This is a genomic window from Streptomyces corchorusii (assembly GCF_001514055.1).
In the GTDB taxonomy this organism is placed as follows: Bacteria; Actinomycetota; Actinomycetes; order Streptomycetales; family Streptomycetaceae; genus Streptomyces; species Streptomyces olivaceoviridis.
Window position 1 is genome coordinate 1 of the sequence record NZ_KQ948362.1, and the last position, 23,118, is coordinate 23,118.

Below are 23,118 nucleotides of genomic sequence, written 5' to 3' on the forward strand. Positions count from 1 at the left end.
TCACCCATACCGGACTCACCATCCACCCAACCCCACAGAACTAACGAAAAGATCAGTAGCAGGCTTCTTCGACGTTCCAGACGCGGCCGACGGTGGGGGCGTGGCGCGGGATCAGCAGCACGCCACCCGCGCAGCGGGCAGCCGTGCGTTCTCGTTGGTCGATAGATGTCCGATCCGTGACGTCGGTCACGGCGATCCGCCGATCAACCAGCGATCCTAGTAGACCGACGTAGTCGGATATGCATGCTTTATCGCTTTTGCCTGAATGCGCATCCTGTCGTGCGTACGGGAACTCCGCCTGGACGGCCTGCATAGCAACTGCCCCGTGCTGGACGGCTTCTGGCGTCGCGACAGTTTGTCCTGCTCTCGCCATGTCCTGACCCGGGGGCCCGCGCGCCGCCCTGGCGAGGTCCTGGCGCCTACGAGGCGACGTAGTGGCGGGACCCGTTGCGCACCCTGTCGAGCCGTTCTAAGAATGACGGCCCACAGGACGTCGCCGCAGTTGAGAACCGGTGTTCACGCCGACTCGACGGCGCACTGCGACGATCGACGTCACCGAGCGAGCAGGAGCCCCCCTCGTGAAATTGTCCCGACCGTCTCCGAGACTCCTCTCCCTCGCTCTCGGCCTGGGTCTGGCCTCCAGCGCGCTGGGCGCGGCAGTGCCGGCGAGCGCAGAGCCGACCGCCACCCCGCCCGCTTCAGCCGGTACCTCCGTGGCGCGGTATGCCGGGTCGGCCGAGGAGGCCGCGAACAACAAGGCGTTTTCCGAGGCTGTGCTCAGGTCGGTCGCCGAGAAGCGCGCCGCCCAGCCCGGCGTGCAGGCAGTGACCGTCTACTACGACGCCTCCAAGGCGCCGAGTTTCCGTTCACAGATATCGAGCGCGGCCTCGATCTGGAACAGCTCCGAATCCAACGTCAAGCTCGAAGAGGCTTCGAGCGGTGCCGACTTCTCCTACTACGAGGGCAACGACCCGCGGGGGTCCCACGCCGACACCAATGGCCACGGAGAAGGCTCCATCTTCCTCGACTACACCCAGAACCAGCAGGACGACTCGATCCGCGTCGTCACCCACGAGACCGGACACGTGCTGGGTCTTCCGGACGACTACAGCGGGCCGTGCAGTGAGCTGATGTCGGGCGGCGGCCCCGGCTCGTCCTGCACCAATCGCTACCCGAACGCCACCGAACGCGCGCGTGTCGACCAGCTGTGGGCCAACGGACCCGCGCAGGCCCCGGGCACGGGTAACCAGCCTGCCGGGGACCCGAGCGCTCCACCGTCGGTACGGATTGTGACCCCGGGCAACGGTCCGTGGCGTCCGCTCCAGGGGACGCCCTGGAGTTGATCACGTTATCAAGTGGGCAGCGGCTCGCTGTCACGGCTTCAGTCACAAGCCCGAGATGGGCGCCTCCACCGTGGTGATCCGGGAGCTGTCCGGTACGGGAGAGGACCGCCGGCGCGTCGGCTTCGGACTACTGGCCGTGTCCTTGCTGGTGCAGTCCACCTGGGTGATGACCGACGGCTTCCGACCCCACCACTCGCCACTGGGTATCGGCTGGACCGCCGTGACGGCCGCGCTGATGCACGCACCGGTACCGCACCCACCGGTACCGCGTTGGACGACCCACTGCTGAAGACGGAGGGCACCGAGTCACCCTGGTCGACGGCCTGCCGGCCGCCGCCGTGCTGCTCGGCCTCCTCCTGCTGAACTCTCTGGCTGGCCTGTGGTGGGCCGACCCGGCCGCCGGTACGTGCCTCGTCTACTACGCGCTGCGCGAGGTCGAGGAAATTGTTCAGGTTCTTGGACCGTGGTGGTAGAGCATGCCCGGATATGTTCCTCCGCTTCCGGCGAGCATCTGGGGAACGGTGACGAAGGCGAAGCCGCTGGAGGCCAGGCCAGTCAGGATGCGTGGTAGCGCTGTGAGGGTGCGTGCGTACCGGTCGTGCAGGGAGACGATGTCACCGGCACGCACGTGGTTGAGGAGACGCCGGTCGATGGTTCCGGGCGAGATGTGGCGCCAGTCCTGGGGTCCAGGCTCCACATCACCACGGCCAGCCCGCTCTGTCCGGCCAGGGCCCTTATTCGCGAGTCGTAGGCGCCGAATGGCGGCCTCAGCAGCGTCGGCCGGTGGCCGGTGACTGAGGCGATGCCATGGGCTGCCCGGTCGAGTTCGAACCGGACCCTCGCGGAGGAGACTGCTGTGAGATGTGGGTGAGTAACCGTGTGGTCGCCGATGGTGTCACCGTCGCGCTGTTCGCGCAGGACAGTGGTCGGATGTTGCAGAGCGTGAGGGCCAATCACGAAGAACGTCGCCGTTGCGTGATGTTTCTCCAGCAGCCGCAGGATCGAGGGGGTGTACTGAGTGGGGCCGTCGTCGAATGTCAGCGCCACGCACCGGAGGATGAAGCAGTCCGGAGCGTGATCAGCGGGCGCTGAGGCCACAGTCGGCGTGCCCGGCAGGGTGAGCAGGACCGCTGCCATGGTTGAGGAAATCAACCATGAACTGCGCCACGAGGTGGCCCGTTTCAGGCGGCAAGGCCTACCCACCCGCATGCCTCCAGCATGTCTATGCCCTCAACGTGTGGCGGGCGGTTTGAGAGTGCCCGGTGACAGGCGGGCGCGCCGTTCGACCGGTGGCGCGTTGTGCACGTGCACCCGCCCACCTCGATGGACCCGGTCGCCGGCCGGTCCTCGCGTGCGGCAGTGCGGCCCGATCCACGCGGGCAGGATCGCAACGACAACGAAGCACTGGAGGGCAGCAGAGGTTGGATGCGGTCCTACTGCCGGTCGGCCGGCCGGGCCGTCCGGCTGCCCAAGCCCCGGCCCACGTCCGGCCCGCACCCGAGCGCCGGCACCGGCCCGGCCGACGACGCCCCCGGCTCCCGCTCCGCGTCGACCGGGGGCGTTGTCGTGGGCTGCGCGGCTCAAGGAGCGCGGCACCGGCCCCACTTCGCGGGCAGGCCGGACGGCGGCGTATCCGTGGCAGGAGTCAGCTGGCGGAACTCGCACGCACCCTTGGCGCATTGCAGCTGTCGTGTCGCTTCGAAATCGGGAAGGGAAGGGGGCAAGGACTCAACGAGGGCATGGGGGGCCATGGTGCGCGAGACGGTGTTCCGAAGCGAAGACGTACCTGCCGCGGACCGGTTCGACTACTGGCGTGAACTGATGATCCAGACGCTCGCCCCGCTGGACATGAGCAGTGACCATGCTGACGATTTTCAGGCTTCCATGAGGCTGCTGGAGTTCGGTGCCGTGCACGTTTCGCCGCAGACCTTCCAGTCGATGCGCTTCCACCGGACTCCCGAGCTGATCCGGCAGTCTGATCCCGGGCTGTTCCACATGTCGCTGGTCACGCGCGGGACGGTGGGCATCGTCCAGCGTGGACAGGAGACCACGTACAACCCTGGTGACCTGTGCGTGGTCGGCTCCTCGCGGCCGTTCGACTGCCTAGCGGCCAGCGGCCGACGAGCGGTGGAAACGGTAGCGGTCGCATTCCCCACGGAGATGCTGGCTTCGGCCGGGAACGCGGTCGACAAGCTGATCGGGCACCCCATATCAGGACGGGAAGGCTTCGGTGCCCTGCTGGCGCAGTTCCTCACCCGCATCACGACGGACACCGGCTTCTTCACGTCCTGCGACGGCCCCCGGTTAGGGGTCATCGTGCTCGACCTGCTGTCCGGGCTATTGGCCCACGTCCTCGAAGCCGAGAAGCTGCTCACGCCGGAATCTCACCGCCGGACGCTTGTCCTTCGCATTCGTGCCTTCGTCCGGAGCCACCTGCACGACCCGCAACTGACCCCGCGCAGCATCGCCGCCGCCCACAACATCTCCACCAGCTACCTGCACCGCCTCTTCCAGCACGAAGACGAGACAATCGCGGCCTGGATACGCCACCAGCGCCTGGACCACGCCCGCCGCGATCTCGCCGACCCGGCCCTGCGCACCACCCCCATCCACGTCATCGCCGCCCGCTGGGGCTTCCCTCGCGCTGCCGACTTCACTCGCGCCTTCCGCGCGGCCTACGGCATGCCGCCCAGCGACCACCGGCATCACGCGGACGCTCCCGTCCGAGTAGACGCATCTCCAGGCCGATCGAGGACCCCTCGCTAGTCCCAGGTGCCGTCCGCCGACCAGCGGCGATGCCGTTCAGAGACCGTCTTCCAGGCCCCGTAGCGTTCCGGCAGGTCACGCCACGGGACACCGGTGCGGACCCGGAACAGGATCCCGTTGACCACCCTGCGATGGTCGCTCCACCGGCCTCGCCGACGGCCCGCCGAGGGCAGATGCGATTCGAGTAGCGACCACTCGCGATTCGTCAGATCCCCCGACCCATGCCCCGTCCAACGAGCAACCGGTCGGAGAGTCACATGATCCGTCGGACAGTGCCTGGCCGCGGGCCTCGACCGGCCTCCTCAGGTTGCTGCACGCAGGTGCCGCACACGGGCAGGGCCGTCGATGGTGCCGCGGGCGATGCGGTGGGCCAGCTCTTCGAGCCGTTCCTGGGTCGTGCGATCCGCCGGTTGGTACACGACGACGCGGGTGCGGGGATTCTCCTCTAGCAGCAGGGTGATGGCGCGCACGGACAGGCTGCCGACGTGCCGTGACCGGATGCGCTTCACACGTCCGGGCTCGGTGGACACATCCGCCTGCTCCCACAGGCGCACGAACAGCGGTGACTCCTCGCGGAGCCGGGCCAGCAACGGCGCCCACGCCGGATCGGTGACCGACTCGCCGTGGTACGCGCGCAGTTTGGCCACGACGGCCGCGCATTCCTGTTCGTGGTCGGAGTGTGCGGCGATCCAGTCGGGGTGCGTGAAATGCAGGTAGGCGCAGTTGCGATCGGCCGGAGGCAGTGCCTCCAGGTCGTCGATCATGAAGCGGAACGGCGCGTTGTAGGCCAGAGGCTCGAACCAGGGGTTCATCACCACCGCCGGGTGCGGAGAGAGGCTGTCCAGCAGCGTCTGCACCCGGCCGCTTGTCCCTTCGCAGTTTGAGGGTGGTTCTGCGTCCGGGTGTCCGCCGAGGAGGAACAGGTGCCGGCGCTCGCTGCTCGACAGGCGCAACGCGTCCGCGATCGCGGCCAGCACCTCGACGCTCGGCCGCACGTCACGTCCCTGTTCGAGCCAGGTGTACCAGCTCGACCCGACATTCGCGAGAACCGCGACCTCCTCCCGGCGCAGTCCCTTCACCCGACGCCGGCCGCCACCGTCGGGCAGACCCACGTCCGCGGGCGAGAGCCGGTCACGTCGTGCCCGCAGGTACGCGCCGAGTTCGCGAGATCGTACATCCGCCATGGCAACGATCATCGCACGGTGAGACCAGGCCGGACTGGTGGTCCGAGCACCAGCATCACCGCACTCTGGGTCGTGGCCCGCCGGACGCGCAGGGTGAGTGCATGCAACGGACCTGGTCGGTTTACGTCGCGGCATTCGGCGCGACGTACACGTTCAGTATCGGCAATGTCACCGCCCCGCGCCTCGGACCGGAACTGGGCGCCAGTCGTGGCGAAGTCGCCCTCGTGCTCGCCGCGTTCGCGGTGTCGTTCGCGGCCGGGCTGATCCTCGCCGGCCGCCTCGGTGACCGGTATGGCCGCAGGCGGCTGCTGGGCATCGGGCTTCTTGCGCTCGCACTGACGTCGGCGCTGGCCGCGGCGGCACCCGGTCTGTGGCTGCTGGTCGCTGCCCGCGTCCTGCAAGGCGCGTCCTCCGCGATCGTGATGCCGCAGACCCTGGCGCTCATCCAGACCTTGGGCAGCGAGCCCGCCCGGGCACGTGGGCTCGCGGCGTTCACCGCGAGTTCCGGCGTAGGAACAGTGGCGGGCCAAGTCGTCGGCGGCCTCGTCATGGGGCTCGGCCTGCCCTTCGCGGGATGGCGAGGGGCGGCCCTGACCTCCGCGATCCCCAGTGTGCTGGCGCTGCTCGGTGTGCGCCGACTTCTGGTTCATCCGCCGAGCAGCACCGAACGGCCCGACCTCGGCGGCGCGCTTGGGCTGGGCACTTCGCTCCTGGCTCTGGTTGCCGGGCTGTCGCTCGGCCCGGCAACGGGCTGGGCCTGGTGGGCGTCGGCGCTGGTGGCACTGGGGTTCCTTGGGTTGTACGGTTTCTGGCTCGACCAGAGACGGCGCGAGCGTGCGGGACGTCCGGTTCTCGTCGCGCCCTCCAGCCTGCGGCTGCCCTCGGTTCGGCTCGGCCTGCTGATGGCTGTGCTGCTTTTCGCCGGCTACGGCGCGTTCAGCTACGAGTACTCGATGCTCACCCAGGTCGGCCTCGGGTTGACACCCGTCCAGTCCGGTCTCGCGCTGACCGCGTTCGCGGGGACCTTCGTACTCGCCGGGCTTCACATGCCGGGCATCATGTCGCGGTTCGGCGAGCGCACAATGGAGCTGGCTGCGGCCCTGCTGTGTGCCGGCCTGACACTGCTCGGCGTGGCCTCGTGGTTCGCTCAGGGCAAGAGCGTCGCGATCTGGGTCGGTTGCTTCGAAGTGCTCGGCGTACTCCTCGGCGCGGCGCAGGCGAGCCAGTACGGCCCCCTCGTCGGGACGGTCATGGCAGCGGTGCCCCACCGTGTCGCGGGCCTGGCCGGCGGTCTGTTCACGACGGCGCAACAGGCCTCGCTGGGACTCGGCATCGCCACCATCGGCGGAGTCTTCGGGACTCTGGCCCCCAGACTCGGCTGGGAGCACGCCTTCGCGGTCGCCCTCGGCGTCCAGCTGATCACCACCGTGCTCTTCTGGGTCCTCGCACGACGCCTCCGCAGCCGACCACGTGCCTGCGGCACCGTCCTTGCTCCGGGCGTACAGCACAGGACGGAGGCACTCGATTGACCACATCCCCGCCCGCGGGCGCAGGCTCGATCAGAGCCGGACCTGTCGCGTCCCGCTCACCTGTCCACGAAGTGCCTGCGCACTGTCCCGGCCAGCAGAACTCCAGCCAGCAGAAGGAGACATCCCGCCGTGATCAAGATGATCATTACGCTCAAGCGTCGTGAAGGCATGACCCACGACGAGTTCAAGCACTACCAGCAGAACATCCACCGCCCGCTGCTCATGTCGATTCCGGAAGCAGACCGGTACATCCGCCGGTTCGTCGTGTCGTATCCCGTTCCGGCACCGCGCTACCCGGAACCGGAGTACGACTCGGTGGTCGAAGCGTGGTTCGACACCATGGCCGACCTCGAAGCCTTGTTCTTCAGCGACAACTTCCTGAAGACCGTCGACCCGGATCACGGGAACTTCATCGATCTGTCGACGTTCGGGCGCGTCATCACCGAGGAGGACGTAGTCATCGACGGCCGATGAATGCGCACCGGCGCATCGGTGTGCGAACCGGTTGACCACCGATACGCGGCCGGCGCCATGTGCAGATCGCAGAGCCGGAGGTGGAGGTCGCCCGCCGCGCGAGCCGTTGGCCGCGCGGCGGGGCAGGTCCGGTCAGTGCGCTGCGACTTCCGGTCGTCATCACGGCGGCGACGAGGTCGCGCCCTTTCGTCCCTTCTCTTCAGGAGGCGGCAGCGGTTACGGATGCCGCAAAGGGGCCTGGTAGTCCCGGGGGCCCGGTCCCCTTCACGGCCGGGGGCCGGCGACCGGCCGCCGGCCGGTCGCGGAGGGCAGGAGGGCAGGAGGGCAGGAGGGCAGGAGGGCAAGCCTGATGGTGGGCAAGCGCATGGAGAACGAGGCGGGATCGAGCAACGATCCGCGCGCGGATGTGCTGCGCGTCCTGGGGATGCTGAAGGTCGCCACCGCCGACCGGATCAAGCGGCTGTCCTCGCCGCACCCGACCTACCGGCACACGACCAAGCCGACGGCGGCCAAGAAGGAAGCCCGGACCGCCTCCCACCGCGCCGCGGTGCACGACCTTCGGCTGCACGGCCTGGCTGTGGAGGGCGGCCGGACGCGGGGAGGGGGAGGAGACCCGGCTGGTCACGAAGAAGGTCTGGCCACCGCCGCGATCGACTTGGACCGCGAGATAGAGGAGATGGGCGGCATTGCCCAAGAGGGCGGGCCGCTCCGGCGCCTCGCACGCGATGACGGTGAACCGTGTCGTCGATGATCAGCACCCGTCGGGCCCCAGCTGTTCCGCCACGTAATCACGGACGTCGTCACGCAGGGCGTCCGCGTCCCAGACGCCGCTGTTCAGCAGCCGCTGGAAGCCGTCCGGAGTGCGGTGCCCTGCCCATTCCGCGAGCTGCCAGCCATTCTTGCGTGTCGACCGCCCCAGCAGACCACGGACGCAGTCCCGCATCCGCCACCGCAGATCCGCCCGAGCGAACCGGCCCGCCACCCGAGCGAACACCGACTCCAACTCAGCTGCCCAGACCGCTATTTGACGACCACGCCATCGGCCGGTCCCGCGGCGGACCGACGACAAAGATCCGCCTCGCCGCCGATGCCCGCTGCCGGCCCCTCGCATCCGTAGGCCAAGCCGGTGACGCACCTGCCTTCACCGCCGTCATGGGCCGCCTGCGCGTTCCCCGTCGGCGAGGACACCCCCGCACCAGGCCGGATCTGGTCCTGGCCGACAAGGCGTACTCCTCCCACGCGATCCGCGAGCACCTGCGCAAGCGCGGTATCCGGGCGGTGATCCCCGTCCCAGGCGGACCAGCGCAGCCACCGGCTCCGCCAGGGCGGCCGAGGCGGCAGGCCACCGGCCTTCGACCGCGAGACCCACAAGCAGCGCAACACCGTCGAGCGGTGCATCGACCGCCTCAAGCAGTGGCGAGGCATCGCCACCCCGTGCGAGAAGGCCGCGCCGGCGCGGCGCATTTCGGACGCGGAGGTGTCCACAACGGCGTCCCGTACTTCACCGGTCAGTGTCAGGGTGGCGTGGTCCCGTCGACGTGCCGGCACCGGCCCGGCCTTCGCGCGCGGGCGCCGCGGACGGGCGTCAGGTCTTTTCGGAGCCGGCCGCAGGAAGGCGGCGCCCCACCCGCGGCGGGGCTCGGCCGCTCCCCCGGTGAGGGAAGCATTGCTCGGTTCGCGCCTAATCCTTCGGCCGCTCGTCCCCGTTCGGCGGCGGGCACGGACGGATGAGGAGCAGGCCGCAGTCGAGGTATGACGGGCCTGGCCTGGTGCGAGCACTGTGCGCCGGAATGCTCGCTTTCAGGTCATGTTGCGTCGATCCTCACATCCTCCCAGGTCAACGCCACTAAATTGAGGTGCTCGTACATCCGGTTGACCGCGGATGCACGGTACGTCGTGCAAGGAGGCGAGCAGTTGACCTCAGTCGATCGAATCGGGCACGCACGCGAGCGGGCACGGCTTCTGGCCGTCATCGACAGAGCACGCGGGGGACGGGGTCCGGCGAGCATCGTCATCAGGGGAGAGCGGGGGATCGGCAAGTCGGCCCTGCTGGGCGAGTTCGCGTCGCTCGCCGCCGACGCCGGGTTCCGAGTGTCCGCCGTGTCGGCAGGGACCCAGCCCGGTGACCCGCTCGGCGCCGCCCTCCGCGTCGTCAGCCGACTGGACGCGAGGTGCGCCGAGCCCGCCGAGGGCACGGCGCTCCACCGGCCGGCGCCGGCCGGCGAACCCGTGCCCCACCGTGCCGCCCCGAGCGAGGAAGTGCTCCGCGAACTCGTGGAGACCGTGTGCCGGCAGGCCAGGCGGACGCCGGTCGCGATCTGCCTGGACGACGCCGGACATCTCGACCCGTGGTCGCTGCACTGGCTCTCGGGACTGTACTCCGCAGCTTCCGACCTGCCCCTGGCCATCGCCCTGACCGGCGGGGACATCGCGGCGGCGGACCAGGACCCGTGGCCCCCCGCACTCGCCGCGGCCGCAGAGCACATCGCACTGTCCGGGCTGGAACCGGAGGAGGTGGGCGCCTTCGCGGCGGCGTACCGCGACGTCCCGCTCGACGCGCCGACCGCCCAACTGTGCCACGAGTTGACCGGCGGCAACCCGGCCCTGCTGCTGTCCCTGCTCGCGTGTCACACCGGCACGGCCCCCACCGCCGACGCCCTGCGCGACACCGCCGCGTCGGCGGTACTGCCCGGTGCCGATCGCTGGCTGGCCGGGCTCGGGGGAGCCGCCCTCGGGCTGGCACGGGCCGTCGCCGTCCTCGGCCCCCAGGCGGAGATCACCCAGTGCGCCGAACTGGCAGGGCTCTCCGTACGGGAGGCGCTGCCCCTGGTCGACGAGTTGGTCGCCCGCTCGCTGTTCGCCAACCGCACCCCGCTGTCCTTCCGCCACCCCCTGCTCGCCGGGATGGTCATCAGCCGCGTCCCGGCCGGTACCCGGGCTGCCCTGCACCTCACCGCCGCCGGGATCCTGCGCGACGGGCACTTCGGCGCCACCCACGTGGCACGGCAACTGGTCGCCGCCGGACCGCTCGGCCTCGCCTGGACCGTCCGGCCGTTACGGATCGCGGCGAACCAACTGGAGCGCGAGGGCAGGCATGAGGAGGCCGCCGGACATCTGCGCGGGATGCTGCGGGAACGTCTGCGCCCGCGGGTCCGCTCGTCCGTCCAGTGCCAGCTCGCCGCGCTGGACGGGTTCGCCGCCCCCGACAGCGCCGTACGCCGGTTGGACGCCGCGCGGCGCGAGGCCGACGACCCGCGCTGCGCCACCGACTACGCCGTGGCCCTCGGCACCCTGCTGGCCGAGTGCGGACGGCCTGAGGACGCGGTGGCCGTACTCGACGACACCGCCGAGCGGCTGGGTCCGCAAGCGGCGGCCCAGCGCTGGCGGCTCCGGCTGCGCAAGGCGCTCCTCTGCCTGGGCGGACCGGTCCCTTCCGTCCTCCCCGCCGATCTGCCCGACAGTCTGGCCGCGCAGGCCCCGTCCGACGACGAGGCCCGACGGGAGCTGTCGGCGCTGCGGGCCGTGCACGCCCTGCGCGACGGCACCGACCGGGACGCCGCCGTGGGACACGCGCGCGGAGCGTTGACCGGGAGCGAGGACCCCGGCCGCCTGTTGTGGCACGGCTGCGAGGTCCTGATCCGTGCCGACGAACTTGCCGAGGCGTGGTCGTACTGCAGCCGGGCCCGCCTGCTGGACCAGTCCCGGCCCGGCACGTGGGGAGACGTCGGCGTCGGTCTGCTGCGTGCCCTCGTCCTGTACGCCCGCGGCAGCCTCACCGCCGCCGACGCCGCCCTGACCCCGCTGGCGGACCTGCTGCGCCCGGCCGCCGAGGCCGCCCGGCTGCCGGCCACCCTCACCGTGGCGGCCCTGGCCGAGGTGCGGGCCCAGACCGGTGCCACGGACGCAGCCCTCGCCCTCCTCGCCGACTGCGGACTGGACGGCGAGCTGCCGGCCCGCCAGGACACCGTGGCGGTCCTGGGCGCCCGCGCCGCCGTGTGGGAACAGGCCGGGGACACCGCTCGCGCCCTGGAGGACCTCTACGCCGCTGGACGGCTGCTGGCCGACTCCCGGGTGCGCAACCCCGCGGTGCTGCCGTGGCGGTCCCGCGCCGCCCGGTTGCTGGCTTCTCTCGGCGACCTGACCGAGGCGTCCGGGCTCGCCGCCGCCGAGTGGGAGGACGCGCGCCGCTGGGGAACCCCGCGCGCGGTCGGCACGGCCCAGCACGCGCTCGCCCTGACCGAGACGGGGGGCCGCCGGCTCCGCCGTCTCGCCACGGCCGTGGAGACCCTGGCCCACTCGCCCGCCCGGCTGGAACTGGCTTACGCCCGCCGTGATCTCGGGGCCGCGCTGAGCGAGGCGGGACGCGCCGACGCCGCGCGCACGGAGTTCCGCGCGGCGCTCTCCCTGGCCAAGTCCTGCGGAGCGCAGCCGCTGGTGCGCCGCGTCCTCGCGGACCGCGAATGTCTCTGGCCGGTGGTGGACGACGACCGGGGCTCGCCCGCGCTGAGCGGCCTCACCCCCCAGGAACAGCGGATCCTGGGCCTGGCGCGAGCCGGGCACACCAACAAGGCCATCGCGGGCAAGCTGTTCGTCACCGTGCGGACCGTGGAGTTCCATCTCTCGGGTGCCTACCGCAAGCTCGGCATCTCCGGACGCGACCAGCTGGCCGATGTCATCCCCGCACCCTTGGGCACCGGCGGCGGCCGGGCGTAGCGGCGCGGCGGGGGAGGCGCCGGGCCGGAGCCTCCCCCGCCACTGCCGGAGCGGGCCGTACGGCGGTGTTCAGCCGGCTCCGCCGGCGGCCCACGCCTCGCCGATACGGCGCCACTCGGGCCGTTCCGAGGAGGGGTCGACGGAGGCGACGTACCGCTGGAAGCTGTCGACCGCGTCAACGCCGTGCACCGCCTCGACGGTGAGCGCCGCCAGATGGCACAGCAGCGCCCGGTCGACCGGCTTGAGTCCGAGCCGGTTGAGGTGCAGGTAGAGGTAGTTCATCATGAGGCGGAACGAGGCGAACCAGTCGTCCGTCCGTACGAAGTCCTCGTGCCCGTGGTCCGACCGCAGGACCGCGTGGAACTCGCTCGTCCGACGCGTCGGCATCCGAGGTGCCCGGGCGGCCCCGCCCATCGACACCTCGCCGGAGGCCAGCAGCGGGTGCGCGATCCGCTGGTGGTGGCGCACCGCGGCCGCCCATTCCGTGACGAACGGCACCACGTCACCGACTGCCTCCGAGCGGTCCGACCGGTCCGAGCGATCCGCTCCGTCCCCTTCAGTCGCTCCGTCCGAGAGGGCCGCTTCCACGGACCGCAGCCGCTCGCACAGCACCGTCTCCTGCCGCCGGAACCGGTCGTCGAAAGCGGCCCGCACGGCCACCGGGTCCCGGGTGCGGGACAGGAACGCGTCGGCATGCGATCGCAACGACAGGAAGCCACGCTCGATCGGCTCCCCGCCCGTGGTGAAGGGGACAGCCGCGACGGACGTCGTCGTCCACATCAGGTCCAGAGCGAGCAGCGACAGCGCGCCGCCCGCCCGCACCCGCTCGTACGCCCGGAAAGCCTGGCCGTTGGTGTCGCTGAGGAAGCCGGCCAACAGCTCGCTCGCTCGCAGCGACTCCAGCACGGGCAGCCGGTGATCGTACGGCCGTTCCAGCACCGTATTGTCGGGCACCCACGGGTGTCTCGGGCCGGTCTCCATCTCCAGCTCCGCAAGCCGGGCGTGCACCGGGGCGAGCGCGCCCTCGTCCAGCCGTGCCGCGGAGGGACGGGCGCGCAGGTAGTCCGTCACGATCCCGGTCACCGTCGGCCGGACGCGCTCCTCCCAGTCCGTGCCGCGACAGCGGAAGTTCAGCCGCAGATGCGGACCGCGCAACCAGTGCCGGCCGAACCAGGCCGCCTCGGCCCACGGTGCCACGGCCTCGAAGGCCGGCCGGACGGCGCGCAGGACCAGTTCCGGCTCGGCTTCCTCGTCGTGGTGATGGACATGGAGGCTGTACCAGCTCGATCCCGCCGTCCCGTTCACGAGGCGGCCAGTGCCTCGGGCAGCTCCGCGAGCACCCGGCCGACCAGGAACCGCAGTTGATTCTCCTGCCACAGGGTCAGCCCCAGCCGGTTGCTGACCAGGTGGGCACAGCGCAGCAGCACCAGACTCGTGCCCGGATGACGGGTGTCGGACAGTCCGAGGGGCTCCGCCAGCGGAGACCCCGCCCACGCGGAGGTGAACACGCCCGTCTCCTCCAGGGCGTGCAACCGCTCGCGCAGCCGCCGCACCGAAGCCAGCCAGTACGCCCGCTGATCGTGCCCGCCCGCCCCGGGGTCCTCCGCCATCCGCCAGGTCAGACGGGCCCGCGCACGCAGCTTGTCGCGCTGTGCCAGATAGCGCGGGGCGACGTCCTCGGCCTCGGGACCGCTGCCGAACGGAAGTGGCGGTCCGCCGTGCCGCGCCCACTGGTCGCGGACCTCCTCGCACAACGCGAACACACCGACGACCAGGTCGAAGGCCAGCAGCGCACGCTGCTCCACCGTCGCCCCGGCCGCGACCACGGACAGCGCGAGCCGGCTCGACTCGAAGAAGTGCTGCTCCACGGCGGCGATCGCCGCACCCCGCCCGTAGTCGTCGTACTCGCGTTCATAGGGCAGGAACTCCACGGAGTTGTTGGGGCGGACCAGGACGTCGTGGCCGCTGCGGCCCTCCAGACCGGCCAGTCCGGCGGCGACCTGGGTGAAGCGGGACCGGTCCACCACGTCCGCGGCCGGGGTGCTGGCCAGGAACTCCCGGATGCGTTTCCCGGTCCGCAGCTCGATCGCCGAGCGGTCGGCGCTCGCCGCGGGCAGCAGCCGCAGCCGCACATGGGGCCCGCCCTCCCAGTACCGCAGGAAGAAGTACCGCTGCACCAGCCCGTCGGCGGTCAGCTCCGCGACCAGGGGCCTGACACAGTCGGTCAGCAGCAGATCCTGGTCGGTGTCGTAGAAGATGTGCGCGCACACCCAGTCCGCGCCCCGGGCGGCCTCGGGGTCAAGCGGGCCGCTGTCGTTCTCCGGCATCCTGTCCTCCGTTGATCTCGATCAGAAACTCGGTCACCCGGGGTCCGCTGTCCCCGTAGCCGGGCATGCCGTCCGGGCCGGGCAGTGCCTCCTGGAGGAACAGCACCTGCCCGTCGCCGGCCACCGCCCGTTCGAACACGCCGGCCAGCAGCAGGTTCGCGAAGTCGACGTAGAGCGGCTTGCGCGACTTGATCCGCCACACGCTGCCCCCGACCACGGAGGCCGGGTCCAGGGCGCGTACGAAGCAGCGGCGCGGGATGCCGTGCTCGCGCAGCCAGCCGGCCAGTCGCAGCAGGTGCGCCCGGTCGCTCGCGCCCTTCTCGCGGACCGGAACGGCGGACGCCGGGAACACCCACTGACGGCGGCTGACCGTGGTCGCGCCGACCGTCACACGGGGTTCGGCCAGCACGCCGCCCACCTCGGCCAGGGACGGGTCCCCGAACATCCGGCGGCCCGGGATGAGCAGGTTGGACGTCGCTCCGAACACCTGGAGCAGCAGCCGGATCGCGGGTGGGAGCCACAGCTCCGCGATGAGGTTGGGATGCACCGGGCGCACCTCGGTGTCGCGACCACGCGACCACAGGACGAGCAGGCCCCGCGCGGGATCGTGGCGCACCAGCAGGTCCGACAGCGGAATGCGGTGCTCGGCCGCGCGCTCGCTGTGCCCTTCCGGGTAGTCGATCTCGGCGGCGACGGCGGACCGCCGTAGCCCCACGTTGCTGCCGAAGTGCCGGCAGGTGTCCGCGACGATCACTGCGTCGTCCGGTGCGGCTGTCTTCGCCCGGGCCTCGGTACCGGCCTGCGTCAGCAGACGGCTGATGCGGTCGCGCCCTCGGCCGTGCCCGGAGTTGACCGCGTTGACCACGAACCGGGCGTCCGGCCCGTCGAGCGGCTGCCCGTAGAACGCCACGGAGTCCGGCGCCCGCATCCAGCGCGGCCAGCCGTCGGCCAGATCGGCCAGCCGCGCCGGGTCCAGCCGCACCACGCCGTCCTCGTCGGCGTGGACCGGTGCGGCTAGCGCGCACAGGTCGGCCCGTCGGGCGGCGAGTTCACGGATGCGGGGGAGGCGGTGGTCCAGCAGGGACGCGTAGCCGTGGGTCGCGATGGACAGCAGGCCTGGCAGCTCCGGGTCCTCGCGCAGCCACTCCTGCACCGTGCGGTGGAAGGTCAGCAAGGGCATGCCGGCACCAGTGCCCACGCGTTCGGCGAAGGTGTCTGCGAGGGCCACCCGGCCGGGCAGCGCCGGGTCCAGTACCGCGTAGCAGCGGCGGACGGTGTCGAGGTCCCGCAGGACCGGCTCCCAGTCCTGCCGGACCGGGCCCGCCAGGGGCTCCGCCAGCAACGCGTTCTCGATGACGCTGTTCTTGGCGGGCAGCTGGATCTGCTCGGGCCCGGCCAGGTCCCGTACGCGGCGCAGCACCTCCTCGATCGCCGTGCCGCACCGCAGCCGGTCCGCCGCGTCCGGCAGCGTCGGGTACCGCGCCACCAAGGCCGCCAGCGCGTCGACCTCACCGACAAGCGCCGCCGTGTCGGGGCCCGCGCCGGCCAGCCAGTCTCGCAGGGCGGCGAGCGGGTCCAGCGCCTGGTCGGCGAAGGGACGCTCGGCCTCCAGCAGCCCCAGTTCCACCAGTCGGCCCAGGTACGTGTCGGCGGCGGCCACGCCGTTCCCGGTGCGCGTCGCGATCTCGCGCGCGGCGTCCGCACGGACCCGCCCGGCCTCGCCGACCGCGGCCACACAGGCCGCGACCGCGGCTCCCGCCGGCAGCCTCCGCAACGGCTCCTCCGGCCCCGTGCCGAGGAACTCCCAGCGCCCGTCCGCCAGATGGGCGCTGGGGTTGAGACGCAGCCGCATCCGGGCGGCCAGCACGGGGCGCAGGCTCAGCTGCCGTACCACTTGCTGCACCACCCACACGTTGATCTCCGCGACCGTCACCACGGCGAGTCCCGGGGCGGGCGCGGGAGCGGAGCGCGCGTCCGGCTCCCGCCAGACACCGAGACCGCTGACTGTGAAGGTGCTGAAGGGGCTGGTCTTCATGGTGACCCGGGCCAGGTACTTCGCCAGGCGCAGGGCCAGCGAGTGGTCCGGCACCGCCTCGTCCGGACGCGCCAGCCACTTGCGGACCTGCCGGTAGAGAACCGGACTGCTGAGCACCAGGCCGTGCTGGAAGCCCGGGTCGGCGACCGCCTTGCGCAGCAGCAGGTGCTGCTCGGCCGTCCGGTGCGCCACCAGCTCGTCCAGTCGGGCGGTGGCCCGCTCATGTTCCGCGAGCAGTTCCGTCCAGGACCGCACGCCGGCGGTCACGGCGGGCGGCAGCGACGCCCTTACCTCGTCGTTCCAGTACCGGTCGGTCAGGGCGCGCCGGTTGTGGACGGCCCGGCGCAGCGCCACCAGCAGGGACTTGCCTGTCGTGGCCTGCCCGATCAGCCCGTACAGCGCGTCGGACAGTCCGGCCTCCGCGGCGCCGAGCGCCCGCTCGCCGTCCAGGACCGTCCCGACCTGGTTCCACAGCTCCGGTGAGCTCATGTCGTCGAGCATCGGTACCGGCAGGCCGCCGACGCGCACGCCGAAGACGTCCGGGGTGGTGTGGTTCTCGGTCATGGCCGGCTCCAGTGTCACGGGAACGGGTGCGGGTGCGGGTTGATGTCCGACGGGGACAGCGGCCCGGCCCGGTAGCCCAGCAGCGCGGGCAGCCGCAGCAGCCGGGGCAGTCCGTGGGTACGGCGCATGCCGTGGCCGAAGGTCATGGGCAGCAGACCGGGGACGATCACCTTCGCGCAGGCAAGTCCGCCGGCCCGGTGCTCGTCCGTGGTCTGGTCCACCACGATCACGTCCTGGCCGCGGCGGGTGAACCGGGTCACCACCTCGATGAGGTCGTCCCGCAGATCCGTGCCGCGCGGCCGGCAGTCCGCGCGCGCGAACGCCTCCTCCACCGGGAGGCCCGGCGCGCCGGTGCCGGGAGGCCCGTCGCCGAGGAGGAAGCCGAACCGGTCGAACGCGGCGGGGTGGCAGTACAGCAGGGCGTGGTCCCGCATGTCCCGCACCTGGTCCGGGTCGGTCACCATCGCCCCGATCCGCTCCCGCTCCTCGCGGTAGGCGTCACGGTTCCAGCCCAGGTTGGCGGTCAGCTCCAGCAGGCCGTTCAGCAACGCCTGTTCGGGATCGAAGTGCGCTCCTGCGGCACAGACGGCGGCCGGTTCCGCCCGCGGGTCCCCGGGTGCGGGGAAGAGGCGTGCGGTGGGGTGCACCGCCATGACCCACGCGGTGGGGATGCCGTGCTCCGGCGTGGTGGCGAAGGCCAGGACCCGGTGCCCGCTGTCCTGCCGGATGCGCTCGGCCAGCACCGCGATGCGCGGGTCGGTCACCGTCGCCAGGTCGACCCGGGGCGCGGGCAGCCGCGCGTACCAGGTGAGCAGGAACGCGTCCCGCTCCGCCAGCTCCACCAGCCCGTGCAGCGCCGCCTCCTCCAGACAGCCGCCCAGAGCGCACCCGTTGGACACCTCGTACGCCAGCGGCCGGGCGTCCGGACTGCCGTGCCGGGTGCGGTAGTACGCGTAGTCCTCGGGTACGAGGACGGGCGCGTCGCGGGCGAAGGAGTGCCCCCACACCCAGTCGAGGGCCATTCCCGGGTCGAACGGCGGGTAGGGGAAGCCGGGTGCGTCGTACCGCTCGGGCGGATACAGGCCCAGCTCCACCGGACACAGCGCCTGGTCGGCGACCTCGCGGTAGGAGGCCCGCACCGTCGTGCGCCGGCCGCCGGGGCGGGCTCCGCCGAGTCGCTCCAACGCCTCGGCCAGCGCGGTGCGTTCACAGGAGGCGTAGGCGAGGTTCCGGCCGAAGCCGGCCTCCTGCTGTCCGTCCGGCAGGTGCAGCGGGGCGGACACCATCGGATAGCGGTAGTCGGTGCGTACGTCGAGTTGGCGGACCACTCCGGTGTGTCCGTCGACGTACGTCCGGGTCAACGCCTCCCAGTCGGCCCGCAGATCGCGGACCCGGTAGGTGTCCCGGTCGGGTTTGGGCCGGGCGGTGCCGAGCAGCTCCGGCGGCCGGTCGTCCGGGAGCCCGCCGCACTCGGGGCAGCGCGGGTCGGGCAGGAAGGGATGGGCGTCGACCGTCATGGTCGTCAGTGACAGCATCACCAGACCGCACCGGGTCAGCCGTCCTCCGGGGAAGCGGAGTTCGTCCGCCACCAGTTCCGCGACCGCGTCGCACGCCCAGGCCGTCAGCACAGGGGCGGGGTGGTCGGCGAGGCGCTCACCGAATCGCCGTACCAGTTCGGCCCGGGGGCTGTCCGGCCCCAGTGCCCGCTCCCGGCGGGTGCGGGCGCACCGGGCGCAGCCCGCGCGCCCGGGCACGACCATGGGCCCGACGACCACCCTGCCCAACTCCACCCGGACGGGCAGGCGGGGCGTCTGCGCGGAGACGATGGCCGAGTCGTCGGCCCAGCCGTCGTCGGCGACGACGGTCACGGCAGGGGAGCCGCTGTCGGGGCCGGTGAGGCCGATCCCGTTCGTGGCGCCGGTGGCGTCTTCGCCACCGGTCCCGGCCGGTGTCCCGTGGCTGCGGGAGAGCACCGCCCGGACAGCGGTGGCGAGCAGGCCCTTGCCCAGGACCGCCGCCGTGGCGGGGCGGACTGCGGCGGTGTCGGTCACGGTCACTTCCCTCGTCGGTGGGAGCGGTGCCGTGTCCGGCGGGCGCACCGCCCGCCGGACACGGCTGTGCGATGTGTGCCGCTTCAGCTGTGCGGCGCGTGCCGCTTCAGCGCCGCGTCAGCAGCAACAGCACGAGCAGCAGCTCGCCGGGGTACCGGTCGAGGTGCAGTTGGACGCGCCGATCTCGACCATCGCGTGACCCACGTTGATCGACTCCAGGCCGGCGCCCGGGGAGGTCGGCAGCACGTCGAGTTCGTCGACGCTGAGGTCGGCGAGGTCGAGGACGAGTTCCTTCTCCATCGGATTCCCCTTTCCGCGTTGTCGGTTGTGCCCAAGGCCAGGAATCTGGCCGTGTCCGATGTTCGAGCGGAACGGGGCCCGGGGTCTTCACGGTGCGACCGCAGTCCCGCCCGTAGGATCGAGCGGCTACGGGCCCGGGGCCGCCCCCGGGGAGCCGCGGTTCACCATGTCAGCGGCATCTCGTACTGCGCCGTGGCCCTGCGGCGGCCGACGGCCATGCAGAACACGGGTACGTACGCCGGGTCGGCGACACCCATCAACTCGCGGACGACTCCCTCGTGGTAGCCGTTGGTGATGCGCACAGAGCGTCCCACTGCGGCCGCGAGCACGCTGATGCGCTGGGCCACGATCCCGCTCTCCTGGTGCAGGATCCGGTAACCGCGGGCCCCGAACGCCCGCTCCCCCTCGACCCGGTTCACGGTCAGGAACACGATCGCGTCGGCCTTCGCGGAGTTCACGGCAGGGGTCCGGTCGCAGAGCATCGCGAGGACTCCGCGCCAGTTTGGTCCCGGCACGCGCGCCAGCACGGGGGCGGGGGCCGGGTGCAGCCGGTACAGCCCGGTGTCGAGGCCGTCGACGCGGAGGGCGAGCACATGGCAGTCGACGAGCGGGCGGCAGACCCGGCTGGTGTGATCGGACGGCACGGGCTCCAGGGCATGCCGCAGAACGGAGGCGAGCCGGTGCACGGGCAGCGGATCCCCGCCCGGCAGGAACATCCGGCCACCGGAGTCACGAGTCCGCAGCGTGGCGGCCAACTCGATCTCGCCGGGGCCGGGTTCGGTCGGCGTCGCCAGGGACAGTTGCCGTTCACCGCCCCGCACGCCGGCCGGGAGGTGGAAGGCCCGTGGGTCCACCGCCGGGCGCCCGGCCGCCCAGGTCCGCCTGGCGGCCCGGTCGACTTCCAGCAGTCCCGACCAGGCGGCGGGATCAACCGCGTTGGTCCGCACGTGCGCCGCCCGGATGGCAGGCAGGGCGGTGGCCGGCGACGCTTTGCGGGCGGCGCCGGCCGGCGGTGGGGAAGGTGCGGGACGCTGCGCGGCCGGGACGGGCGCGGGCAGTGGACCGGTGCGCAGATCGAGGACGGCGACCGAGGTCTCCTCGGACCCGTCCAGCCCCAGAGCCCGGTTGACGACCTCGTCGTCGAACCGGTGGTGCACACGGGCCCGCAGCCCGAGCGCGCCCGCGGCGAGCAGGGCGTTGCCGACCGTCATACCGGCCTCCTGGGCGCACAGCCGGTACGCGTAGTCGCGGTAGCGGAAGGCCGCCTTGCGGAAGCAGACCGCCGCCACGAGCAGGGCGTCGAGAGCGTCGTGCGCTCCGGGCGCCACGGCGGCGGGCCGTTCCACTCCGACGGCGGCGAGGAGCACATCCGGCAGACCACCCTCCCGCAGCCTGGTCAGGACGTGGTGCGCGGGGTCGTAGTGGTAGCAGCCGGCGCCCAGTTCGCCGGCCGGTCGCGCCGTCCACAGATACAGCTCGACCGGATAGAAGCAGCGGGCCGAGGCCACCAGCCGGTGATACGGCCAGACGGCGTGCGGTCCCACCTCCATGCGACCCATCCCGTAGACGCAGTGCAGCAGCACCGACACGGCGGGCTCGTCGAGACGGTCCAGGCACGGCGCACCGCCGGGGTGCGCCCGGCGGAAGGAGGCGAAGGACCATCGCGCGTCGCCCACCGCACGGGCCGGCGCGCTCAACGGGTACCGGGGCAGCCCGCGGTACGTCTTGGCCGGCAGCGGATCGTCCGCCCCGCCCTCCTCCCCGTGGCCCTCCGCGAAGAGTTCCCGGACGCCCTCGAAGGTGCGGTGCCAGAAGCGGAGTCCGACGGTGTCGGCGTCCGCGTCGGCCACACCGTGCGCCGCCCCGGCGCCGTGGTCCGCGGTGCTAGTCATCGAGGACCACGACCCGGAGCAGGGAGGGCAGCACTTCGTGCACGGCGGGGTCGTGGTCCAGCGGCACGGCCACCGGTCGCAGGCCGCGGGCCCGCAGGCAGTCCACCATGCGCTCCGGCCCGGGTGCGGACGGCCACGGAGCACCGGCCGCCGGTCCCTCCCCGGGCGGTGACCCCAACCCCACCACGGTCGGCGGCGCGTACGCAGGCTCGCCGGTGATGACGGCCTGCCGGTCGAGCAGGGCTCGCTCCAGACCGTCCGCGACCGCGTCCGGACCGCAGGTCGCCGCCACCGCACGGCCGCCCTGCCACCAGGCCAGCACCGGCACCCCGAGCCCGCCCCCCACGTCGGCCACCCGCACCGATCCCCCGGCCGCCCGCAGCAGACCGAGGAGCGACTTCGCGCGGGCGTCGAACACGGCGGTGGCGAGGTCCAGGCCGGCGGGCTCGACGCGCCCGTCGGCCACGTCCGCAACGGCCAGCCGGACGCAGTGCTGGGCCAGCCCGTCGGTCACCGCGTCGTCCCAGCCGAGCCGCGCCGCCACCCCGGGTCCGAGGCCCGAGGCCACGGACGTGGGAACGCGCCGCGCGCTCCCGTCCGCGACGTCCCAACCCCACACGGTGGCGTCCGCGTCCACGCGGCGCGGGTCGGTGAACCGTGCCGCGTACGCCGCGATTCCGCGCAAGGCGGCCGCGCGGCGGGCCTCGGCGAAACTCGTCCCGGCGCCGAACACACGCGGAGCACCGTCGTCCGTGGGCCGGACCGCTTCGGTGACGTTCAGCGGCACCTGCGTGAACTCACCTTCCTCCAGGCTGCGCAGCACCCCGAGATGAGGATCGAAGCAGCGCGCCGCACGCGCGGAGAACTCCTGCTCGCCGACCGGTCCGGCCGCCCGGAGCGCGCGGACCCGGCTGACGAACTCCTCTTCCCGCTCCGGGCGCACGGCCAGGGCGTCCGGGTGGGGCAGGAACGCGTGAGCCGAGGTGCGCAGCGTCTCCAGGTCGATACGGGTCAGCTCCGTCTCGTGGGAACCGCTGATCCCGGTGCGGGCCTTGAACGCGGCGAGTCCGAGATGACCGGCGACGACGGCGGCGGCCGGCCCGCCGAGGAAGCGGCTGGACCGGTACGGCCCCGCCGCCCCCAGCCGGGACCAGGCCGACGCCCAACCGGGGCCGCACGGGCCCAGCCAGGCGACGTCGGCGAGGACCAGGCCCTGCACCAGGAGGGCGCCGGAGTCCCGGCAGAGCCGGTCCAGCCGCACCGCACGATCGACGCGATCACCGGCGGAGACGACGTGCAGGACGACATCGGCACGGGCCGCCGCTGCCTCCTCCTCCGGGGACCAGACGGCATGCTCCACTTCCTGGTCCGGGTCGCGGTGCAGCGCCTCGGCGGCCAGTTCCGTCAGCCGCCCCGAGTCCGTCGCCGCTTCCGTCGTCCGCACCGCCCGCAGCCGCCGCACCCCGGAGTGCAGCGCCGAGCAGACCAGCGAGACGAACACTGGGCCCGCACCCATTACGACGACCTCGCTGTCGCGGTAGGTCTCGAACCGCCTCGGAGCGGAGTCGAGGTGGTACTCGACGAACGCGATCTCGGCCGCGTAGGTCTCCAGCTCCCGGTCGGTCAGGCCGTGCGGGAGGTCGTCGGCGGCGTCCAGGACGCATCCGGCCGCGCGCAGCCGCTCCACCAGGGCGTCCACGATCTGCCGTTTCTCCTCCGGCAGGCCCCGCACCAGGTCCTCCAACTCGGTCCGGCCGTCGAAGTGCGGGGCGAGCCGGTCGAGCCATTGATAGGCGGCCCGGCCGCGCAGGGCCACATCGGCGCCCGCCCCGAACACATGTACTCCGTTGTCGGTCGGCACGTACAGCACGTCGGACTTGAGTTTGGGACGCATCGCCAGCCTCCGATTCGGTGGTCTGGCGATTGTCACGGCCATCGCC

Annotated in this window: 18 protein-coding genes and 3 pseudogenes; 8 read left to right on the forward strand and 13 right to left on the reverse strand. The window is 72.2% G+C overall.

The window, feature by feature from the left end; genetic code table 11:
- Positions 1-52 precede the first annotated feature (52 nt).
- Entirely contained in the window at positions 53-313 is a 261-nt protein-coding gene (locus AQJ11_RS49315) for a hypothetical protein (protein WP_159061694.1), read from the reverse strand.
- 265 nt (positions 314-578) lie between these two features.
- Here AQJ11_RS49315 and snpA point away from each other — a divergent pair, with 265 nt between their 5' ends.
- Both snpA and AQJ11_RS50410 read left to right on the forward strand, forming a co-directional pair.
- Complete coding sequence (gene snpA / locus AQJ11_RS28735) at positions 579-1,343, forward strand: snapalysin (protein WP_059265099.1); 765 nt, start codon at positions 579-581, stop codon at positions 1,341-1,343.
- A gap of 55 nt (positions 1,344-1,398) precedes the next feature.
- Positions 1,399-1,632, forward strand: coding sequence for a hypothetical protein (locus tag AQJ11_RS50410; RefSeq protein ID WP_059265100.1), 234 nt, complete (start codon positions 1,399-1,401; stop codon positions 1,630-1,632).
- Positions 1,633-1,791: 159 nt separating this feature from the next.
- On the opposite strand, the gene AQJ11_RS51300 is transcribed toward AQJ11_RS50410, so the two are convergent.
- Positions 1,792-2,040, reverse strand: coding sequence for a polysaccharide deacetylase family protein (locus tag AQJ11_RS51300; protein WP_244218375.1), 249 nt, complete (start codon positions 2,038-2,040; stop codon positions 1,792-1,794).
- Between the two features lie 17 nt (positions 2,041-2,057).
- Positions 2,058-2,552, reverse strand: a pseudogene (locus AQJ11_RS52760) (polysaccharide deacetylase family protein); the annotation flags it as partial.
- A 540-nt stretch (positions 2,553-3,092) separates the two neighbouring features.
- Between AQJ11_RS52760 and AQJ11_RS28745 the strand changes: the two are divergent.
- The gene (locus AQJ11_RS28745; protein WP_059265101.1) at positions 3,093-4,109 is read left to right on the forward strand and encodes an AraC-like ligand-binding domain-containing protein; all 1,017 of its coding nucleotides are present in this window, start codon (positions 3,093-3,095) and stop codon (positions 4,107-4,109) included.
- Here AQJ11_RS28745 and AQJ11_RS46425 read toward each other — a convergent pair.
- A pseudogene (locus tag AQJ11_RS46425) lies at positions 4,109-4,366 on the reverse strand (transposase); the annotation flags it as partial. The gene AQJ11_RS28745 and the pseudogene AQJ11_RS46425 overlap by 1 nt on opposite strands.
- Before the next feature lie 45 nt (positions 4,367-4,411).
- Positions 4,412-5,221 (reverse strand): helix-turn-helix transcriptional regulator, encoded by an 810-nt coding sequence (locus AQJ11_RS28755; protein ID WP_244218376.1) that lies wholly within the window; start codon positions 5,219-5,221, stop codon positions 4,412-4,414.
- Positions 5,222-5,394: 173 nt separating this feature from the next.
- Between AQJ11_RS28755 and AQJ11_RS28760 the strand changes: the two genes are divergently transcribed.
- The 3 genes from AQJ11_RS28760 to AQJ11_RS28770 all read left to right on the forward strand — a co-directional run bounded on the left by AQJ11_RS28760 (position 5,395) and on the right by AQJ11_RS28770 (position 8,047).
- The gene (locus tag AQJ11_RS28760; protein WP_244218377.1) at positions 5,395-6,822 is read left to right on the forward strand and encodes an MFS transporter; all 1,428 of its coding nucleotides are present in this window, start codon (positions 5,395-5,397) and stop codon (positions 6,820-6,822) included.
- Positions 6,823-6,960: 138 nt separating this feature from the next.
- Positions 6,961-7,296 carry an EthD domain-containing protein gene (locus AQJ11_RS28765; RefSeq protein ID WP_229888049.1) on the forward strand — a complete coding sequence of 112 codons (336 nt, stop codon included), beginning with the start codon at positions 6,961-6,963 and terminating at the stop codon, positions 7,294-7,296.
- Positions 7,297-7,645: 349 nt separating this feature from the next.
- Positions 7,646-8,047 carry a hypothetical protein gene (locus AQJ11_RS28770; RefSeq protein WP_059265102.1) on the forward strand — a complete coding sequence of 134 codons (402 nt, stop codon included), beginning with the start codon at positions 7,646-7,648 and terminating at the stop codon, positions 8,045-8,047.
- Here the strand turns inward: AQJ11_RS28770 and AQJ11_RS52465 are convergent.
- Positions 8,034-8,320, reverse strand: a pseudogene (locus tag AQJ11_RS52465) (transposase); the annotation flags it as partial. The gene AQJ11_RS28770 and the pseudogene AQJ11_RS52465 sit on opposite strands and share 14 nt — an antisense overlap.
- Positions 8,321-8,448: 128 nt before the next feature.
- Between AQJ11_RS52465 and AQJ11_RS52765 the strand changes: the two are divergent.
- Together AQJ11_RS52765 and AQJ11_RS28780 are read left to right on the forward strand one after the other, a co-directional pair.
- Positions 8,449-9,027 (forward strand): transposase, encoded by a 579-nt coding sequence (locus AQJ11_RS52765; RefSeq protein ID WP_398781509.1) that lies wholly within the window; start codon positions 8,449-8,451, stop codon positions 9,025-9,027.
- Positions 9,028-9,210: 183 nt separating this feature from the next.
- On the forward strand, positions 9,211-12,009 hold the full coding sequence (locus AQJ11_RS28780) for a helix-turn-helix transcriptional regulator (protein WP_244218379.1): 2,799 nt from the start codon (positions 9,211-9,213) through the stop codon (positions 12,007-12,009).
- A 69-nt stretch (positions 12,010-12,078) separates the two neighbouring features.
- Here AQJ11_RS28780 and AQJ11_RS28785 read toward each other — a convergent pair whose 3' ends face one another.
- The 7 genes from AQJ11_RS28785 to AQJ11_RS28815 all read right to left on the reverse strand — a co-directional run bounded on the left by AQJ11_RS28785 (position 12,079) and on the right by AQJ11_RS28815 (position 23,072).
- Entirely contained in the window at positions 12,079-13,314 is a 1,236-nt protein-coding gene (locus AQJ11_RS28785) for a thiopeptide maturation pyridine synthase (RefSeq protein WP_059265103.1), read from the reverse strand.
- Complete coding sequence (locus AQJ11_RS28790) at positions 13,311-14,336, reverse strand: lantibiotic dehydratase C-terminal domain-containing protein (RefSeq protein ID WP_014677375.1); 1,026 nt, start codon at positions 14,334-14,336, stop codon at positions 13,311-13,313. The genes AQJ11_RS28785 and AQJ11_RS28790 overlap by 4 nt, the downstream gene beginning before the upstream one ends.
- Positions 14,308-16,935, reverse strand: a complete 2,628-nt coding sequence (locus tag AQJ11_RS28795) for a lantibiotic dehydratase (RefSeq protein ID WP_059265104.1) — start codon at positions 16,933-16,935, stop codon at positions 14,308-14,310. Before AQJ11_RS28795 ends, AQJ11_RS28790 begins: the two co-directional genes overlap by 29 nt.
- A 14-nt stretch (positions 16,936-16,949) precedes the next feature.
- On the reverse strand, positions 16,950-18,986 hold the full coding sequence (locus tag AQJ11_RS28800) for a TOMM precursor leader peptide-binding protein (RefSeq protein ID WP_059265263.1): 2,037 nt from the start codon (positions 18,984-18,986) through the stop codon (positions 16,950-16,952).
- Between the two features lie 117 nt (positions 18,987-19,103).
- Positions 19,104-19,286, reverse strand: a complete 183-nt coding sequence (locus tag AQJ11_RS28805) for a hypothetical protein (protein WP_014677372.1) — start codon at positions 19,284-19,286, stop codon at positions 19,104-19,106.
- A 161-nt stretch (positions 19,287-19,447) separates the two neighbouring features.
- Positions 19,448-21,178 carry a nitroreductase family protein gene (locus AQJ11_RS28810; RefSeq protein ID WP_244218380.1) on the reverse strand — a complete coding sequence of 577 codons (1,731 nt, stop codon included), beginning with the start codon at positions 21,176-21,178 and terminating at the stop codon, positions 19,448-19,450.
- Positions 21,171-23,072: a hypothetical protein gene (locus tag AQJ11_RS28815; RefSeq protein WP_244218381.1), complete on the reverse strand. Its 1,902-nt coding sequence runs from the start codon at positions 23,070-23,072 to the stop codon at positions 21,171-21,173. The genes AQJ11_RS28810 and AQJ11_RS28815 overlap by 8 nt, the downstream gene beginning before the upstream one ends.
- Positions 23,073-23,118: the final 46 nt, after the last annotated feature.

Bases quoted from the DNA above. Each gene is read 5' to 3' on its own strand.
- AQJ11_RS49315 (WP_159061694.1), bottom strand. From the start codon at position 313: ATGCAGGCCGTCCAGGCGGAGTTCCCGTACGCACGACAGGATGCGCAT.
- AQJ11_RS50410 (WP_059265100.1), top strand. From the start codon at position 1,399: ATGGGCGCCTCCACCGTGGTGATCCGGGAGCTGTCCGGTACGGGAGAG.
- AQJ11_RS28745 (WP_059265101.1), top strand. From the start codon at position 3,093: ATGGTGCGCGAGACGGTGTTCCGAAGCGAAGACGTACCTGCCGCGGAC.
- AQJ11_RS28760 (WP_244218377.1), top strand. From the start codon at position 5,395: ATGCAACGGACCTGGTCGGTTTACGTCGCGGCATTCGGCGCGACGTAC.
- AQJ11_RS28765 (WP_229888049.1), top strand. From the start codon at position 6,961: ATGATCATTACGCTCAAGCGTCGTGAAGGCATGACCCACGACGAGTTC.
- AQJ11_RS28770 (WP_059265102.1), top strand. From the start codon at position 7,646: ATGGTGGGCAAGCGCATGGAGAACGAGGCGGGATCGAGCAACGATCCG.
- AQJ11_RS52765 (WP_398781509.1), top strand. From the start codon at position 8,449: ATGGGCCGCCTGCGCGTTCCCCGTCGGCGAGGACACCCCCGCACCAGG.
- AQJ11_RS28790 (WP_014677375.1), bottom strand. From the start codon at position 14,336: ATGCCGGAGAACGACAGCGGCCCGCTTGACCCCGAGGCCGCCCGGGGC.
- AQJ11_RS28795 (WP_059265104.1), bottom strand. From the start codon at position 16,935: ATGACCGAGAACCACACCACCCCGGACGTCTTCGGCGTGCGCGTCGGC.
- AQJ11_RS28805 (WP_014677372.1), bottom strand. From the start codon at position 19,286: ATGGAGAAGGAACTCGTCCTCGACCTCGCCGACCTCAGCGTCGACGAA.
- AQJ11_RS28810 (WP_244218380.1), bottom strand. From the start codon at position 21,178: ATGACTAGCACCGCGGACCACGGCGCCGGGGCGGCGCACGGTGTGGCC.
- AQJ11_RS28815 (WP_244218381.1), bottom strand. From the start codon at position 23,072: ATGCGTCCCAAACTCAAGTCCGACGTGCTGTACGTGCCGACCGACAAC.